We start from the raw sequence: 15091 nt of genomic DNA on the forward strand, positions 1-15091 counted from the left end.
GTGCTTCCGTCTAGCGGGTGACGAACGGCTGGTCCGTGGGGACGATCTCCTTGCCGAAGGGCATCAGCGAGACCGGGATGAGCTTGAAGTTCGCGATGCCCAGGGGGATACCGATGATCGTGACGCACAGGGCGATGCCGGTGAAGATGTGGCCGAGGGCGAGCCACCAACCGGCCAGGATCACCCAGAGGACGTTGCCGATGAGGGAACCGCCGCCCGCGTCGTGACGGTCGACGACGGTGCGGCCGAAGGGCCAGAGGGCGTAGACACCGATGCGGAACGCGGCCACGCCGAAGGGGATGCCGATGATCGTGATGCAGAGCAGGAGCCCCGCGGCGAGGTAGCCGAGGAACATCCACAGTCCGCACAGGACCAGCCAAATGACGTTCAGGATTGCGTTCATGGTCGGTACCCTGCCATCTGCTCGAGTCGGGCGATGCGTTCGGCCATGGGCGGGTGGGTGGAGAACATCCTGGACATGCCCTGGCCGGGACGGAACGGGTTCGCGATCATCATGTGACTCGCGGTCTCGATCCGGGGTTCGGGTGGGAGCGGAAGCTGTTTGGTCCCCGCGTCGAGCTTGCGCAGGGCGGACGCCAGGGCGAGCGGGTCCCCCGTGAGCTGAGCCCCGGACGCGTCGGCCTGGTACTCACGGGAGCGGCTCACGGCGAGCTGGATCACGGAGGCGGCGAGCGGACCGAGGAGCATGATCAGGAGCATCCCGAGGAGGCCGGGGCCGTCGTCGTCGTCGGACCGGCCGATGGGGATGAGCCATGCGAAGTTGACCAGGAACATGACCACCGAGGCGAGGGCGCCCGCGACCGACGAGATGAGGATGTCGCGGTTGTAGACATGGCTGAGCTCGTGGCCGAGGACACCGCGCAGCTCGCGCTCGTCGAGGATCTGCAGGATCCCCTCGGTGCAGCACACGGCGGCGTTGCGCGGGTTGCGCCCGGTGGCGAAGGCGTTGGGTGCCTGGGTCGGGGAGATGTAGAGCCGGGGCATGGGCTGGCGGGCCGCCGTCGAGAGCTCGCGGACCGTGCGGTAGAGCCGCGGCGCCTCGAATTCGCTGACCGGGCGTGCCCGCATGGCGCGCAGGGCGAGCTTGTCGCTGTTCCAGTACGCGTAGGCGTTCGTGGCGAGCGCGACGAGGAGGGCCACGATCAGGCCGGTCCGTCCGAAGAAGCTGCCGATGACGATGATGAGGGCCGAGAGGCCCCCGAGGAGTACAGCGGTTTTCAGCCCGTTGTGCCGGCGGTGCACGGTACGCCCTCCAAGTGGTGCAGCAGGGGAACCCTTGCTCGGTGGTGCTCCACTCCCCAGTGGAGCCTCCCGTACAGGTCAACGCGAGGCGACGGAAGCTAGTTCCCTTGTGCGAGGTGGCCGGGGGCACAGGCAGCAGGGGCGGATCCGGTCGGATCCGCCCCTGGGCCGTACGGGTGGCACGTCTGCGCGGGCCGGTGACGGCCGGCGGCGGCAGGTCAGCGCTGGGCGGGGAGCCCCGCGAGCGCGCGGGCCTCCGCGTCCGGCTCGACCTCGCTGGTGCAGTGGGCGCAGCGGCTGGCGATGGAGGGGATCTCGCTGTAGCAGTGCGGGCAGTCGCGCAGCGCGGCCTTGATGTCGGCCTTCTCCTCCTCCTCCTTGGTGGTGAAGCGGTTCTGGACCTTGGCCATGGGCAGGACGACCAGGAAGTAGAGGACGGCGGCGGTGATGAGGAAGGCGATGGCGGCGCTGATGAAGAGGCCGTAGGGGAACGTCACGCCGTCGACGCTGTAGGAGGCCTTGCTGAAGTCGCCGGTGCCGCGGGTGAAGAGGCCGATGAGCGGCACGATGAAGGCGTTGCTGAAGCCGGTGACCACCGCGGTGAAGGCGGCTCCCACGGCGAGGCCGATGGCCATGGAGATGACGTTCCCGCGAAGGATGAAGTCCTTGAACCCGTTCAGCACCGCTCTGGCTCCTCTGTGCTCTTCCGTGTGTGCTCGTCCCGCGCGCTCCGGTACGTGATGCGTGCACGCATGACCATGCCCTGTGCGTGGCCGCACGGGCAAGCTGGTCGGATCCGGTCAGAAGAGGCTGAGGGTGGCGAAGCGGAGGATGAGCTGGGGGGCGCCGGACAGTGTGATTCCGGCTACGGCGGTGAGGGCGATCGCCAGGGTGAGCGGGGCGGGGACCTGGCGCGCGGGGGCCTCGGGCGCCGCCTCGGAGGCGGGGGCCGGCTCCGGGGTGCTGAAGAGCGCGGCGGTCCACCGGAGGTAGTAGTACAGCGCGATCACCACGTTGACGGCCATGACGACGGCCAGCCAGCCGAGCCCGGCGTCGACGGCGGAGGAGAAGACGGTGACCTTGGCGAAGAGGCCGATGATGCCGGGCGGCAGGCCTGCCAGGCAGAGCAGGAAGAAGCCCATGGCGAGCGCGGCCAGGGGGCGGGTCGCGTACAGGCCGCGGTAGTCGCTGAGGCGGTTGCCGGGACGGCTCCGGGCGACCAGGGCGGCCACCGCGAACGCTCCGAGGTTCACCACGGCGTACATGAGCGCGTAGGCGACGGTCGAGCCGATCTGGGCGTCACTGGAGTACGCGGCGGCGGCGATCGGGACGAGGAGGTAGCCCGCCTGTCCGACGGACGACCAGGCGAGGAGGCGTACGGCGCTGCGGGCGCGGGTGGCGGTCTGCCGGAGTGCGGCGACGTTGCCGACGGTCATGGTGAGCGCGGCGAGGACGGCCAGGGCGGGGCCCCAGACGTCGGCGTACGACGGGAAGGCGATCACCGTGACGAGGACGAGGCCGGAGAAGCCGACGGCCTTGCCGACGACGGAGAGATAGGCGGCGATGGGGAGCGGTGCTCCCACATAGGTGTCGGGGACCCAGAAGTGGAACGGCGCCGCGGCCGTCTTGAAGGCGAATCCGACGAGGGTGAGGACGACGCCTGCCTCGGCGAGGGTGGAGAACCGGCCCGGTACGTCGTCGAGGCGGGCGGCGATCTCCGTGAGGTGCATCGTGCCGGTGGTCGCGTAGACGAAGCTGACGCCCAGGAGCATCACGGCGGTGGCGACGACGGAGGACAGGAAGAACTTCAGGGCCGCCTCGGAGGAGCGGCGGTCGCCGCGCTTGATCCCGACGAGGGCGAACGCGGGGAGCGACGCGACTTCGAGGGCGACGACGAGGGTGGCGAGGTCCCGGGCGGCGGGGAGGAGCGCGGCTCCGGCCGCGGAGGACAGCAGCAGGAACCAGAACTCGCCCGCGGGGAGCTTGCGGGTGTCACCGATCGAGAGCAGAGCGGTGAGCAGTGCTCCGCCGAGTACGAGGGCCTGGATGACGAGGGCGAAGTGGTCGGCGGTGTAGCTGCAGGCCTGTGTCCCGCCGGTGAGGCAGAAGGTGGAGCGGTCCCCGGCGCGCAGCGGGACGAGCATCGCGAACGCGGCGGCGAGCCCGGCCACGGCTCCGTAGCCGAGCAGCGGCTTGCGGCGTTCGTCCGTGAAGAGGTCGGCGACCAGGACGAGCAGGGCCACGGACGCCGCGATGACGGGCGGTGCGATCGCGAGCCAGTCGACGGACTGGACGAGGCTCGCCGCCCCGGTTGCGCTGTCGGCTGCCACGGTCACGACTTGCCTCCTGCGAGGAGCTTCTGCACGGCCGGGTCGGTGAGGCCGAGGAGGACGGCGGGCCAGAGGCCGGCGAGGACGGTCAGGGCGGCGAGCGGGGTCCAGGCGGCGAATTCGTAACGCTGGATGTCGGCGACGGGATGCTGCTGCTCACGGTGCTCGCCCATGCAGACGCGGCGTACGACGATCAGCATGTACGCGGCCGTGAGCAGGGTGCCGAGGGCGCCGATGGACATGAAGGTGAGGAAGGCCGGGCGGCTGAGCCCCTCGGCGGGGTCGAAGGCTCCGAACAGGGTGAGCATCTCGCCCCAGAAACCGGCGAGGCCGGGGAGTCCGAGCGAGGCGACGGCGGCGAAGGCGAGGAGACCGCCGAGCCGGGGCGCGCGGCCGTAGAGAGCGGCTCCGGTGGCTCCGGACAGGGTGTCGAGGTCCGCCGTGCCGTAGCGGTCCTTGACGGCGCCGACCAGGAAGAACAGCAGGCCTGTGATGAGGCCGTGGGCGATGTTCGCGAAGAGCGCGCCGTTCACGCCGGTGGGGGTCATGGTCGCGATGCCGAGGAGCACGAAGCCCATGTGGCCCACGGAGGAGTAGGCGATCAGGCGCTTGAGGTCGCCCTTGGCGCCGGGGCGTGCGAGGGCAAGGCAGGCGAGCGAACCGTAGATGATCCCGATGACGGCGAACGCCGCGAGGTACGGCGCGAAGGTCCGCATGCCGTCGGGGGTGACGGGGAGCAGGATGCGGACGAAGCCGTACGTGCCCATCTTCAGCAGTACGCCGGCGAGGAGCACGGATCCGACGGTCGGGGCTGCGGTGTGGGCATCGGGGAGCCAGCTGTGCAGGGGCCACATCGGGGTCTTCACGGCGAGCCCGATCCCGACGGCCAGTACGGCGATGACCTGCACGGATGTGGTGAGGCCCCGCCCGTTGTCAGTGGCGAGTGCCACCATGTCGAAGGTGCCGCTCTTCAGTCCGATGAGGAGCAGTCCGAGCAGCATGATCACGGAGCCGAGCAGCGTGTAGAGGATGAACTTCCAGGCGGCGGGCTGCTTCCGGTCGCCGCCCCAGCGGGCGATGAGGAAGTACATCGGAATGAGGACCATCTCGAAGGCCAGGAAGAACAGCAGCAGGTCGAGGACGGCGAAGGTCGCGAGGGTGCCGGATTCGAGGACGAGGACCAGGGCGACGAAGGCCTTCGGGGAGGGGCCTGCGGGGAGCTTGAAGTAGCTGTAGAGCGCGCAGAGGAAGGTCAGCAGCGCGGTCAGCACGAGGAGGGGGAGCGAGATGCCGTCGGTGCCGAGGTGGATCCGGACGTCCAGGGCCGGGATCCAGCTGATGTCCGTGGTGGCCTGCATCGTCGACGGGTGGTCGTGGTCGAAGCCCGCGGCCAGGACGAGCGCGGCGAGGAGCACGGCCCCGGTGACGGTCACGCCGTGGCGGAGCACGGCCTGGTCGGGGTTCCTGCCCTTGAGGCCGGGCGGGGCGGGCAGGAGTGCGGCTGCCGCGCCGAGGAGCGGACCGGCGACGATGAACGCCAGAAGGAACTGCATCACGGATGCGCTGATATCGAACACGACTCACGCCCCGGCGTAGACGTTGGCAAAGACGACGGCGGCGATCGCCAGGACAAGGGTTCCGGCCAGCAGCGCGCCGAGGTAGGTCTGCACGTTGCCGGTCTGGGCGCGGCGGACCAGGGTGCCGAGCCCGCGGGCGATGCCGCCCGAGCCGTGTACGTAGGTGTCGACGACCTCACGGTCCAGGAAGCGGACGAGCCGTGCGGCGGCTTCCACGGGGCGGACGAACAGCGCCGTGTACAGGGCGTCGAGGTGGAAGCCGGTGACCGCGTGGCGGTGCAGCGGACCCAGCAGGAGCCGGCCGGGGTCCGAGGGGTCGGGGGCGTCCGCGATGGTGCCGTACGCCGCGGTGTGCGAGGTGATCGCCTCGGCCTCCACCAGGGCGGGTTCGGCGTCGGGGTGGGCGGCCACCGCGCCGACCGGGGGACGGTCGGCGAGCGCCGTGGTGTGGCGCCATGCCCCGTAGGTGACGAGTCCGCCGACGAGTCCGACGCCGGTGGAGAGGACTGCGGTCGTGAGGGACGGGGTGAGGCTGTGCCCGTCGAACCAGTCGGTGAGGACGCCGGTGGTGAGGCCGAAGGCGATGGTGGGGACGGCGAGGACCCAGAGGACCGAGGTCATCGCGGCGGGCTGCCTGCCGTGGTCGGGGGCCTCGGGGCCGCGGCCGCGGAAGGCGAGGAGCCACAGCCGGGTGGCGTAGGCGGCGGTGAGGACCGCGGCGGCGAGTCCGGCGACGAGGATCGTCCATCCGGCCGCTGCGGGGGCGACGTCACGGTCACCGAAGGCGGTGTGCTCGGCGGCGACGAGGACGGCTTCCTTGGAGAAGAAGCCGGCGAACGGGGGGATGGCGGCGAGCGCGAGGAGGGCGACGGTCATCGTCCAGTAGGCGTCGGGGATGCGCTTCGCCAGCCCGCCCATGCGGGACATGGCGGCGAGTGAGTTGGTACCGGCCGCGTGGATGACGACGCCCGCCGCGAGGAAGAGGACGGCTTTGAACGCGCCGTGCGACAGGAGGTGGAAGACGGCGGCCCCGCGGTCGCCCACGGCCAGGGCGCCGGACATGTAGCCCAGCTGGCCGATCGTCGAGTAGGCGAGGACGCGCTTGATGTCGTCCTGTGCGAGGGCGGCGAGTCCGGAGCCGGTCATCGTGACGGCCGCCATGACGGCCAGGACGACCAGGGCGGCGCCGGAGGCCGCGAAGACGGGGAGGAGCCGGGCCACGAAGTAGATACCGGCGGCGACCATCGTCGCGGCGTGGATGAGCGCGGAGACGGGGGTGGGGCCGGCCATCGCGTCGGGCAGCCAGGTGTGCAGGGGGAACTGCGCGGACTTGCCCGCGACACCGGCGAGGAGCAGCAGGGCGATGAGGGTGGGGTGGTCGAGTCCGCCGTTGGTGACGGCGGCCAGGATCCCGGTGATCCGGAAGGTGCCGGTGTCGGCGGCGAGCGCGAACAGGCCGATGAGGAAGGGCACGTCGCCGAGCTTGGTGACGAGGAAGGCCTTGAGGGAGGCCGCGCGCGCCTCGGGGGTCTCCCAGTAGTGGCCGACGAGGAAGTACGAGCAGATGCCCATGATCTCCCAGCCGACCAGGAGCACCATGAGGTCGCCGGAGTAGACGACGAGCAGCATCGCGGAGGTGAAGAGGGAGACGAGGGCCGCGTACGACGGGTAGCGGGCGTCGTCCTTGAGATAGGCCGTCGAGTAGATCTGTACGCAGGTGGCCACGAGGCCGACGAGGACGGCGACGAGGACGGCGAAGCCGTCCAGGTGCAGGGCCAGGTCGACCGGGACCGAGCCGGTGGGGGTCAGCTGGGTCGCGGCGTCGATGGGCCGGCCGCCTCCCTGGCGGGCGGCGACGAGGACGGCGAGGACGGCGGCGGCGAGGGTCGGCAGCACGGCGAGGGGACGGACGAAGCCGGGTGCGGTCCGGCCCAGAAGGAGTCCTGCGGCGGCGCCCAGGAAGGGGAGGAGGGGGACGAGGACGGCGAGGGTCGTGGTGGTCACGCGGTGGCCTCTGCCTTCTTTGCCTTCCCTGCCGGAGCAGTGGCCTGGTCTGCGGTGGTGTCCCGGACGTCGCGGTCCGCGTAGTCCGCGTCGCCCGCGTCGTCGGGGAGCGTCTCGGCGTCGTCGGTCTCCGCTGTGTCACGGAGGCGGTCGACGTCCGAGCTGCCGCGGTTGCGGTAGACGGCCAGGACGATGGCGAGGCCGATGCCGATCTCCGCGGCGGCGATGGCGATCGTGAAGAGCGTGAGGGCCTGGCCGGCGTGGAGTGCGTCGCGGAGCCAGACGTCGAAGGCGACCAGGTTGAGGTTGACGGCGTTGAGCATGAGCTCGACGGACATCAGGACGAGGATCGCGTTGCGCCGGGCGAGCACGCCGTAGAGGCCGGTGCAGAAGAGGAGGACGGCGAGGACCGCGGGATAGGCGAGGTGCATCAGCTCTTGTCCTCCCGGTCGGTGGCGGGCCGGGGCCGCTCGGCCTGGTGCACGCTGCCCGGCTTGTCCTGGCGGCTGTTGTGCGGCGGCTCGGCCGCGCGGTTGCCGCCCGGCTTGTCCTGGCGGTCCTTGCGGGACAGGACGATCGCGCCGACGAGGGCGGCGAGCAGCAGGACGGAGAGCGCTTCGAAGGGGAGCACCCAGTGCCGGAAGAGGAACTCTCCCGAGGCCTTGGTGGAGCCCTGGGCGGGGCCGTCCAGGTCGATCCAGGTCGTCCGGAAGGCGTCCACGACGACCCAGACGAGGGCGCCCGCGGCGGCGACGGAAGCGCCGAGGGCGATCCACCGGTTGCCCGAGTCGGCGTCCGGGGAGCGGCCGATGGGGGCTCTGGTGAGCATCAGCCCGAAGAGGAGGAGGACCACGATGGAACCGACGTAGATCAGCACCTGGACCCATGCGATGAACTCGGCGGTGAGGAGGAGGTACTCCACCGCTATGCCGCCGAGCGCGACGACGAGCCAGAGGGCCGCGTGCACGAGCTGCTTGGTCGTGACCGTGATGACAGCCGCGCCGAGGGTGACGAGCCCGACCAGGAGGAAGGCGATCTCGACGCCGGTGGGTGAGAGGAAGCCGGGGTGGGCGGCCGTAGCGGCGAGGGTCATTCCTGGCCCTCCCCTTCCCGTGCCCGGCCCGGCCGGGTCTGTTCGGCTTCCCGCGCCGCTCGTGCTTCTTCCGCGGCCTGGTCCTCCTGGGCCCGGAGCTTGTCGGCCGTCTTGCGGGCGGCGGCGATCTCCTTGGGCTCCTCGGCTCCCGGGTCGAGCGCGGGCGGCTCGGGAACGGTCCACATCCACTCGCGGAGCTTGTCGCGCTCGTGGGTCAGTTCGTGGATGTCCGTCTCCGCGTACTCGAACTCGGGCGACCAGAACAGCGCGTCGAAAGGACAGACCTCGATGCAGATACCGCAGTACATGCACAGGGCGAAGTCGATCGCGAAGCGGTCCAGGACGTTGCGGCTGCGCTCACGGCCGCCGGGGGCGGCCGGGGGCACCGTCTCCTTGTGGGAGTCGATGTAGATGCACCAGTCGGGGCATTCACGGGCGCAGAGCATGCAGACCGTGCAGTTCTCCTCGAACAGTCCGATGACGCCCCGGGTGCGGGGCGGCAGTTCGGGCTGGACGTCCGGGTACTGCGCGGTGACCGTGCGCTTCGTCATGGTCCGCAGGGTGACGGCGAGGCCCTTGGCCAGGCCTGAGCCGGGGATCGGGGGCACTAGTTGATCGCCACCTTCACGATGCCGGTGAGCGCGATCTGCGCGAGAGCGAGGGGGATGAGCGTGGTCCAGGCGAGCTTCTGCAACTGGTCCTCGCGCAGCCGGGGGTAGGTGACCCGGAGCCAGATGACGACGAACGCGAGAACGCCGGTCTTGAGCAGGGTCCAGACCCAGCCGAGTCCGTCCGCGCCGAGCGGCCCGTGCCACCCGCCGAGGAACAGGACGGTCGTCAGACCGCACAGGACGACGATCCCGGCGTACTCGGCGAGCAGGAACAGTGCGAAGCGGAGTCCCGTGTACTCGGTGTACGCCCCGAAGATGATCTCCGAGTCGGCGACCGGCATGTCGAAGGGCGGACGCTGGAGTTCGGCGAGCCCTGCCACGAAGAAGACGAGCGCCCCGACGATCTGCCAGGGCAGCCACCACCACTCGAAGGCGTTGAGGATGCCGGGGAGCGAGACGGTGCCGGCCGCCATGGCCACGCTGGCGGCGGCGAGCAGCATGGGCAGTTCGTACGCGAGGAGCTGTGCGGCGGTGCGGAGACCGCCGAGGAGGGAGAACTTGTTGGCCGAGGCCCAGCCCGCCATCAGCGAGCCGAGCACACCGACACCCATGACGGCGAGCACGAAGAAGATGCCCGCGTCGACGACCTGGCCGACCGCACCCTCGCTGGGGCCGATCGGGATGGCGACGAGAACCAGGAGGTAGGGGAGCAGGGCGACGGCGGGTGCCAGCTGGAAGATGCGGCGGTCGGCTGCGGCCGGTACGACGTCTTCCTTCTGCGCGAACTTCACCCCGTCCGCGACGAGCTGCGCCCAGCCGTGGAACCCGCCCGCGTACATCGGGCCGAGGCGGCCCTGCATGTGGGCCATCACCTTGTGTTCGGCCTGTCCGACGACCAGCGGGACGACCATGAACACGGCGAAGACGATGACGAGGCGGAGGGCGACGTCGAGTACGTCGTTCACGCGGTATCGCCTCCGGCGGGGGTGTCGGGGGGTCGGGGGGCCTCGGGGGTCTCCGGTGCCTCAGGAGTGTCCGGCGCCTCGGGGGTCTGCTCAGCCGGAGGTTCGGGGGCAGGGGTGTCGGGGGTGGTGTCGGGAGAGCCGCTGCGCGGGGCTTCTCCCCTGCCCGCCCCTTCCCGAACCGGGGGCTCCGCCTCCGGGCCCCCGCTCCTCGAACGCCGGAGGGGCTGGGATTCACCGGGTTCGCCGGAGCCACGAGTCTCACCGGCCGGTTCGTCGAATGCCGGGCGGGCGTCGTGCCAGGGGGCGTCCTTGGCCGTGCCCGGAGCACCGGCGGCTGTGCCCGGAGCGCCGGTGGCTGTGCCCGGAGCGCCGGCGGCTGTGCCCGGGGCGTCGGCCGCTGTGCCCGGGGCCGGGGTAGCCGGTGGCTGCTGACTCGCCGAGCCCTGGGAGGCGCTGCGGGCACGGCGTGGTGGCGCCGCCGGCCGCGAGGCCTCAGCCGCGTCCGGCCGCTGGGCCGCCGAGCCCTCGCTCGCGCTGCGGGCCCGGCGCACCGGGCGGTCCCCCGCCGCGCGGGCTCCTCGGGCGGGACGGGCCGGTGCGGGCGGGAGCTGTCCCTTGAGCGGACCCCACTCGTTGGGATCGGGCACCCCCGGCGGCAGCATGGTCCGCCGCTTGGGCCCGCCGTGTTCGGACTCTCCCGGCTCCTTCGCACCCGGCCAGGCCTTGGCGACCCGGGCCGCCAGCACGAAGTCCTTGCGCAGCGGGTGGCCCTCGAAGCTCTCGGGCAGCAGCAGCGGGACCAGATGGGGGTGGTCCTCGAAGCCGATGCCGAACATCTCGTGCGTCTCACGCTCGTGCCACGCGGCGCCCGCGTAGACGCCGACGGCGGTGGGCAGGGTGGCCGCGTCGTGCGGGACGGTCGTCCGGACCAGCAGGCGCCGGACCGTGCCCCCGCCCAGGGCCGCGACATGGGCGCAGACCCGGAAGCCGGTGCCCGGTTCGTCGACGGCGCTCAGCCAGTCGAAGTAGGTGCAGCCCAGTTCGTCGCGGGCCGTTTCGAGAGCGGCCGTCCAGGAGGCGGCCGGGACGTCGACGGTCAGCAGGTCGTACGCGTGCGCGGCGGTGGCGTCCGCGCCGAAGACGTCGGTGACGGCGTCGGGCAGCGTGCTGTAGAGGTCCGGGGCGCTCACTTCCCCTCCTCCCCCGGCGTTTTCGGGGCCTCGACGAGACCGCTGCGCAGGGCGGCGGCCGACGGGCGGGCCGTCTCCTCGGTGCTGTACCGCTCGGCCAGCGACTCGCGGGCGATCTTCTCCTGGAGCTTGAGGATGCCCTGCAGGAGCGCCTCGGGCCGGGGAGGGCAGCCGGGGACGTAGACGTCGACGGGGATGATCTGGTCGACGCCCTTCGTCACGGAGTACGAATCCCAGTACGGTCCGCCGCAATTGGAGCAGGCGCCGAAGGAGATGACGTACTTCGGCTCGGGCATCTGCTCGTAGAGCCGTTTCACGGCAGGGGCCATCTTGTCCGTCACCGTGCCGGAGACGACCATCAGGTCGGCCTGTCGCGGGCCGGGCGCGAAGGGGATGACGCCGAGCCGGATGAAGTCGTGCCGCGCCATGGACGCGGCGATGAATTCGATGGCGCAGCAGGCGAGTCCGAAGTTGAAGACCCACAGGCTGTAGCGGCGGCCCCAGTTGAGGACCACCTTCATCGGTTCGGGCGCGAGCCGGGACAGCACGCCGAGCCTCTTCGGCTCGGGCAGCGGCGTCGGGTCGGGCAGCGACACGGGGGGTTCGGGGTTCGGCCGGCTCGTCACGCCCATTCGAGGACGCCCTTCTTCCATGCGTAGAGCAGTCCCACGGCCAGGAAACCGAGGAAGATGAACATCTCCACCAGCGTCGTCGCCCCGTATCCGGGGGCCGCGAAGACCGTCGCCCACGGGAACAGGAAGATGGAGTCGACGGCGAAGATCACGTACAGGAAGGCGTACACGTAATAGCGAACCTGGGTGTGGGCCCAGCCCTCCCCCACGGGGTCCACGCCGCACTCGTACGTGAGGAGTTTCTCCGGCGTCGGGACCACGGGCCTGAGCAGCCGGCCGGCCCCGAAGGCGACGGCGACGAACACCACGCCCACCAGGGCGAGCAGCCCGACCACTGAGTAGCTCTGGAAGTAGTCCGACGCGAGAACGGTCGGTCCCGGCACGTCCGCCACGTCCGCCCCTCGCTCCCTCAACCTGTTCGACGGTCTGTACGCACGGGAGTCTAGGCCCTGTTAAAGGGACGGTAAGCAGCCCCGTCGCGGAACAGGTGGGGCGGCGGGTGCCACGCGAGGTGGGGTTATCCCTACTCGGCCTCACCCACGAACCCCATGGCGTGGGCGCGCCCGGCCCGGCACGCTGGCCGTATGACCATGAGCCCCTCCCTGCCGGACAACGACCGGCCGCCGCCCGCGCGCTTCGCCCTCGACCGGTGGGCGTGGAAGGAGATCGCGTATCTCCTGGCGAATCTGCCGATGTCGATCATCGGGTTCGTCTACACCGTGATCCTGGTCGCCGTGGGCGCGGGGCTCTCCGTCACCGTGATCGGGCTGCCGCTGCTCGCGCTGGGGCTGCGGGGCGCGCGCGGTCTCGGCCGGGCCGAGCGCGGCCGGGCGCGGAGGATGCTCGGGGTGCGGATCGAGGAGCCGAGCCCGTGGCTGCGTGGCCGTCACGGTCAGGGCTTCTTCAGCCGGCTGTGGTCGGGGCTGAAGGACCCGGTCGGCTGGCGGGCGTTGCTGTATTCGTTCATCCGGCTGCCGTGGGGCGTGGCGACGTTCGCCGTGACGCTGGTGAGCCTCTTCGTCCTCTGGCCGGTTCTCCCGTACCTCGCGCGCGGGCTGACGAACGCGGACCGGGCGATGGCGCGGGGACTGCTCTCTCCCTCCGACGAGCTGGAACGACGGATCGCCGAGCTGGAGTCGGACCGGGGGGTGGTCGTGGACACGGCCGCGGCCGACCTGCGCCGGATCGAGCGCGACCTCCACGACGGCGCACAGGCCCGCCTCGTCGCCCTCGCCATGGGCCTGGGGCTGGCGAAGGAGAAGCTGACCGACGACCCCGAGGCCGCCGCCCGCATGGTCGACGAGGCCCACGGCGAGGTCAAGGTCGCCCTCCAGGAACTCCGCGACCTCGCCCGCGGCATCCACCCCGCCGTCCTCACCGACCGCGGACTCGACGCCGCGCTCTCCGCCATCGCCTCCCGCTGCACCGTCCCCGTGAGCGTGTCGGTGGGGCTGACGGCCCGGCCGGCCGAGGCCATCGAGGGCATCGCCTACTTCACGGTCTCCGAACTCCTCCAGAACGTCAGCAAGCACAGCCGCGCCGCTCAGGCGTCGGTCGACGTGTGGCGGACCGGCGACCGGCTGATGCTCCAGGTCCGGGACGACGGGACGGGCGGCGCCCGGCTCGACGGCGGTACGGGCATGTCGGGTCTCGCGGAGCGGCTGGGAGCGGTCGACGGGGTGTTCGTCCTGGACTCCCCCGAGGGCGGACCGACCACGGTCACCGCGGAGCTGCCCTGGCGCGACCGCCTCGCCACCGGGGCCGAGCGGGCCGGTGCGGTGTGAGACGGCGACAGCGGGTGCTCCCGTCCCGGGTACGGAACAGGGCGTCCCCGTGGTGGGGAAAACCCCCGGCCGGATACGGAGACGGCCCTCATGGTGAGGCGGCCCCCGGCACAGCATTCTTGAGATATCAGCCGTTGTATCGGTCCGCGGGGAGATCCCGCTCAGAAGAAACGGACGGACGCCACTGATGGCCACGGCATACGGACCGGACACCCGGGACCAGTACAGGCCCGGCACCGGGTCGGGGGGCTACCCGCCGGCGAAGCACCTCCTCCCCGCGGCGCTCCGCGCGCCCTTCGAGGCGCGTACGTGGCGCGAACTGGCCTATCTGCTCCTGAGCCTGCCGATCAGCGTGGTGCTGTTCTCCTTCGCGGTGACGACGGTGTCGCTCGGGCTCGGCATGCTGATCACCTTCCTCGGCATTCCGATACTCGCCGCCGGCCTCGTCATGTGCCGCGGCTTCGGCGTCATGGAGCGGGGCCGGGCGCGCGGGCTGCTGCGGCTGGACGTCGCGGACCCCGCGCCGGTGCGCGGCAAGGGCGGCCTGATGTCCTGGGTCGGCGCGACGCTGAAGAGCGGGGTGTCCTGGCGGCATCTGCTCTACGCGGTGCTGCACATGCCGTGGGCGGTGTTCGCGTTCACCGTGGCGGTGACCTTCTGGTTCTACGGCTGGGCGGCGTTCACCTATCCGGTGTGGCACTGGATCTTCCCCACCTACGTGGGTGTCGACGGCATCCAGCTGTACGGGGACGGAACGCACCAGTTCTACCTCGACTCGTCCTTCGAGCTGGGGGCCACCGCCGCGTTCGGCCTGGCTCTCGTCCTGGTCACGCCGTGGATCATCCGGGGTCTGGCGACCGTGGACCGGTTCATGGTCGCGGGCCTGCTCGGCCCTTCCCGGCTGGCCACCAGGGTCTCGGAGCTGGAGTCGGACCGGGGGGTGGTCGTGGACACGGCCGCGGCCGACCTGCGACGGATCGAGCGCGACCTCCACGACGGCGCACAGGCCCGCCTCGTCGCCCTCGCCATGGATCTGGGGCTGGCGAAGGAGAAGCTGACCGACGACCCCGAGGCCGCCGCCCGCATGGTCGACGAGGCCCACGGCGAGGTCAAGGTCGCCCTCCAGGAACTCCGCGACCTCGCCCGCGGCATCCACCCCGCCGTCCTCACCGACCGCGGACTCGACGCCGCGCTCTCCGCCATCGCCTCCCGCTGCACCGTCCCCGTGAAGGTCGTGGTGGACCTGGAGTCGCGGCCCGCGCAGGCCATCGAGGGCATCGCCTACTTCACGGTCTCCGAACTCCTCCAGAACGTCAGCAAGCACGCCCGGGCCACCCGTGCCTCGGTCGACGTGTGGCGGACCGCAAACCGGCTGATGCTCCAGGTCAGCGACGACGGACGCGGCGGGGCCGGAGTGTCGACGGGCAGCGGTCTCGCCGGGCTGACGGAGCGGCTGGACGCGGTGGACGGCATCCTCGTCGTCGACTCCCCCGCCGGCGGACCGACGACCGTCACGGCCGAGCTGCCCTGGCGGGGCTGAGGAGCCGGCTCCCGCCCACGCCGCAGTGCCCCGGCCCGCCATCACGGCGGCCGGGGCACTGCGGCGCGTCCGTGCGACCGGAACCGCTGGTGTACGGCCCAT

At 71.4% G+C, this 15091-nt stretch carries 15 protein-coding genes; 2 read left to right on the forward strand and 13 right to left on the reverse strand.

All coding sequences use genetic code 11. The annotated features are described in order from the left end of the window. Positions 1-10 precede the first annotated feature (10 nt). The 13 genes from ACZ32T_RS08755 to ACZ32T_RS08815 all read right to left on the reverse strand — a co-directional run bounded on the left by ACZ32T_RS08755 (position 11) and on the right by ACZ32T_RS08815 (position 12057). Positions 11-403: a YccF domain-containing protein gene (locus ACZ32T_RS08755; RefSeq protein WP_467271433.1), complete on the reverse strand. Its 393-nt coding sequence runs from the start codon at positions 401-403 to the stop codon at positions 11-13. After that, entirely contained in the window at positions 400-1263 is an 864-nt protein-coding gene (htpX, locus tag ACZ32T_RS08760) for a zinc metalloprotease HtpX (RefSeq protein WP_467271432.1), read from the reverse strand. Before htpX ends, ACZ32T_RS08755 begins: the two co-directional genes overlap by 4 nt. A 218-nt stretch (positions 1264-1481) precedes the next feature. Continuing rightward, positions 1482-1946, reverse strand: coding sequence for a large conductance mechanosensitive channel protein MscL (gene mscL, locus ACZ32T_RS08765; RefSeq protein ID WP_401512964.1), 465 nt, complete (start codon positions 1944-1946; stop codon positions 1482-1484). A 117-nt stretch (positions 1947-2063) separates the two neighbouring features. After that, positions 2064-3599, reverse strand: a complete 1536-nt coding sequence (locus tag ACZ32T_RS08770; protein WP_467366004.1) for an NADH-quinone oxidoreductase subunit N — start codon at positions 3597-3599, stop codon at positions 2064-2066. Continuing rightward, positions 3596-5146 (reverse strand): complex I subunit 4 family protein, encoded by a 1551-nt coding sequence (locus ACZ32T_RS08775; protein WP_467271512.1) that lies wholly within the window; start codon positions 5144-5146, stop codon positions 3596-3598. The genes ACZ32T_RS08770 and ACZ32T_RS08775 overlap by 4 nt, the downstream gene beginning before the upstream one ends. Before the next feature lie 27 nt (positions 5147-5173). Then, positions 5174-7174, reverse strand: coding sequence for an NADH-quinone oxidoreductase subunit 5 family protein (locus tag ACZ32T_RS08780; RefSeq protein WP_467271427.1), 2001 nt, complete (start codon positions 7172-7174; stop codon positions 5174-5176). Continuing rightward, entirely contained in the window at positions 7171-7605 is a 435-nt protein-coding gene (gene nuoK, locus ACZ32T_RS08785) for an NADH-quinone oxidoreductase subunit NuoK (RefSeq protein WP_467271426.1), read from the reverse strand. Before nuoK ends, ACZ32T_RS08780 begins: the two co-directional genes overlap by 4 nt. Then, complete coding sequence (locus ACZ32T_RS08790; RefSeq protein ID WP_467271424.1) at positions 7605-8267, reverse strand: NADH-quinone oxidoreductase subunit J family protein; 663 nt, start codon at positions 8265-8267, stop codon at positions 7605-7607. The genes nuoK and ACZ32T_RS08790 overlap by 1 nt, the downstream gene beginning before the upstream one ends. Then, complete coding sequence (locus ACZ32T_RS08795; protein WP_467271422.1) at positions 8264-8875, reverse strand: NuoI/complex I 23 kDa subunit family protein; 612 nt, start codon at positions 8873-8875, stop codon at positions 8264-8266. The genes ACZ32T_RS08790 and ACZ32T_RS08795 overlap by 4 nt, the downstream gene beginning before the upstream one ends. Further along, a complete protein-coding gene (locus tag ACZ32T_RS08800; protein WP_356707743.1) occupies positions 8875-9843 on the reverse strand; it encodes a complex I subunit 1/NuoH family protein in 969 nt (322 codons plus the stop codon). Before ACZ32T_RS08800 ends, ACZ32T_RS08795 begins: the two co-directional genes overlap by 1 nt. Beyond that, complete coding sequence (locus ACZ32T_RS08805; RefSeq protein ID WP_467366006.1) at positions 9840-11033, reverse strand: NADH-quinone oxidoreductase subunit C; 1194 nt, start codon at positions 11031-11033, stop codon at positions 9840-9842. The genes ACZ32T_RS08800 and ACZ32T_RS08805 overlap by 4 nt, the downstream gene beginning before the upstream one ends. Beyond that, positions 11030-11665 (reverse strand): NADH-quinone oxidoreductase subunit B, encoded by a 636-nt coding sequence (locus tag ACZ32T_RS08810; protein WP_467271417.1) that lies wholly within the window; start codon positions 11663-11665, stop codon positions 11030-11032. The genes ACZ32T_RS08805 and ACZ32T_RS08810 overlap by 4 nt, the downstream gene beginning before the upstream one ends. Continuing rightward, positions 11656-12057 carry an NADH-quinone oxidoreductase subunit A gene (locus ACZ32T_RS08815; RefSeq protein ID WP_099173887.1) on the reverse strand — a complete coding sequence of 134 codons (402 nt, stop codon included), beginning with the start codon at positions 12055-12057 and terminating at the stop codon, positions 11656-11658. The genes ACZ32T_RS08810 and ACZ32T_RS08815 overlap by 10 nt, the downstream gene beginning before the upstream one ends. 192 nt (positions 12058-12249) lie before the next feature. Between ACZ32T_RS08815 and ACZ32T_RS08820 the strand changes: the two genes are divergently transcribed. Beyond that, complete coding sequence (locus ACZ32T_RS08820) at positions 12250-13449, forward strand: sensor histidine kinase (protein WP_467366008.1); 1200 nt, start codon at positions 12250-12252, stop codon at positions 13447-13449. A gap of 187 nt (positions 13450-13636) precedes the next feature. Then, a complete protein-coding gene (locus tag ACZ32T_RS08825; RefSeq protein WP_467366010.1) occupies positions 13637-14989 on the forward strand; it encodes a sensor histidine kinase in 1353 nt (450 codons plus the stop codon). Positions 14990-15091 lie beyond the last annotated feature (102 nt).

The organism is Streptomyces sp. NPDC023573 (genome assembly GCF_055559735.1).

Bases quoted from the DNA above. Each gene is read 5' to 3' on its own strand.
- ACZ32T_RS08755 (WP_467271433.1), bottom strand. From the start codon at position 403: ATGAACGCAATCCTGAACGTCATTTGGCTGGTCCTGTGCGGACTGTGG.
- ACZ32T_RS08775 (WP_467271512.1), bottom strand. From the start codon at position 5,146: ATGCAGTTCCTTCTGGCGTTCATCGTCGCCGGTCCGCTCCTCGGCGCG.
- nuoK (WP_467271426.1), bottom strand. From the start codon at position 7,605: ATGCACCTCGCCTATCCCGCGGTCCTCGCCGTCCTCCTCTTCTGCACC.
- ACZ32T_RS08790 (WP_467271424.1), bottom strand. From the start codon at position 8,267: ATGACCCTCGCCGCTACGGCCGCCCACCCCGGCTTCCTCTCACCCACC.
- ACZ32T_RS08810 (WP_467271417.1), bottom strand. From the start codon at position 11,665: ATGGGCGTGACGAGCCGGCCGAACCCCGAACCCCCCGTGTCGCTGCCC.
- ACZ32T_RS08820 (WP_467366008.1), top strand. From the start codon at position 12,250: ATGACCATGAGCCCCTCCCTGCCGGACAACGACCGGCCGCCGCCCGCG.
- ACZ32T_RS08825 (WP_467366010.1), top strand. From the start codon at position 13,637: ATGGCCACGGCATACGGACCGGACACCCGGGACCAGTACAGGCCCGGC.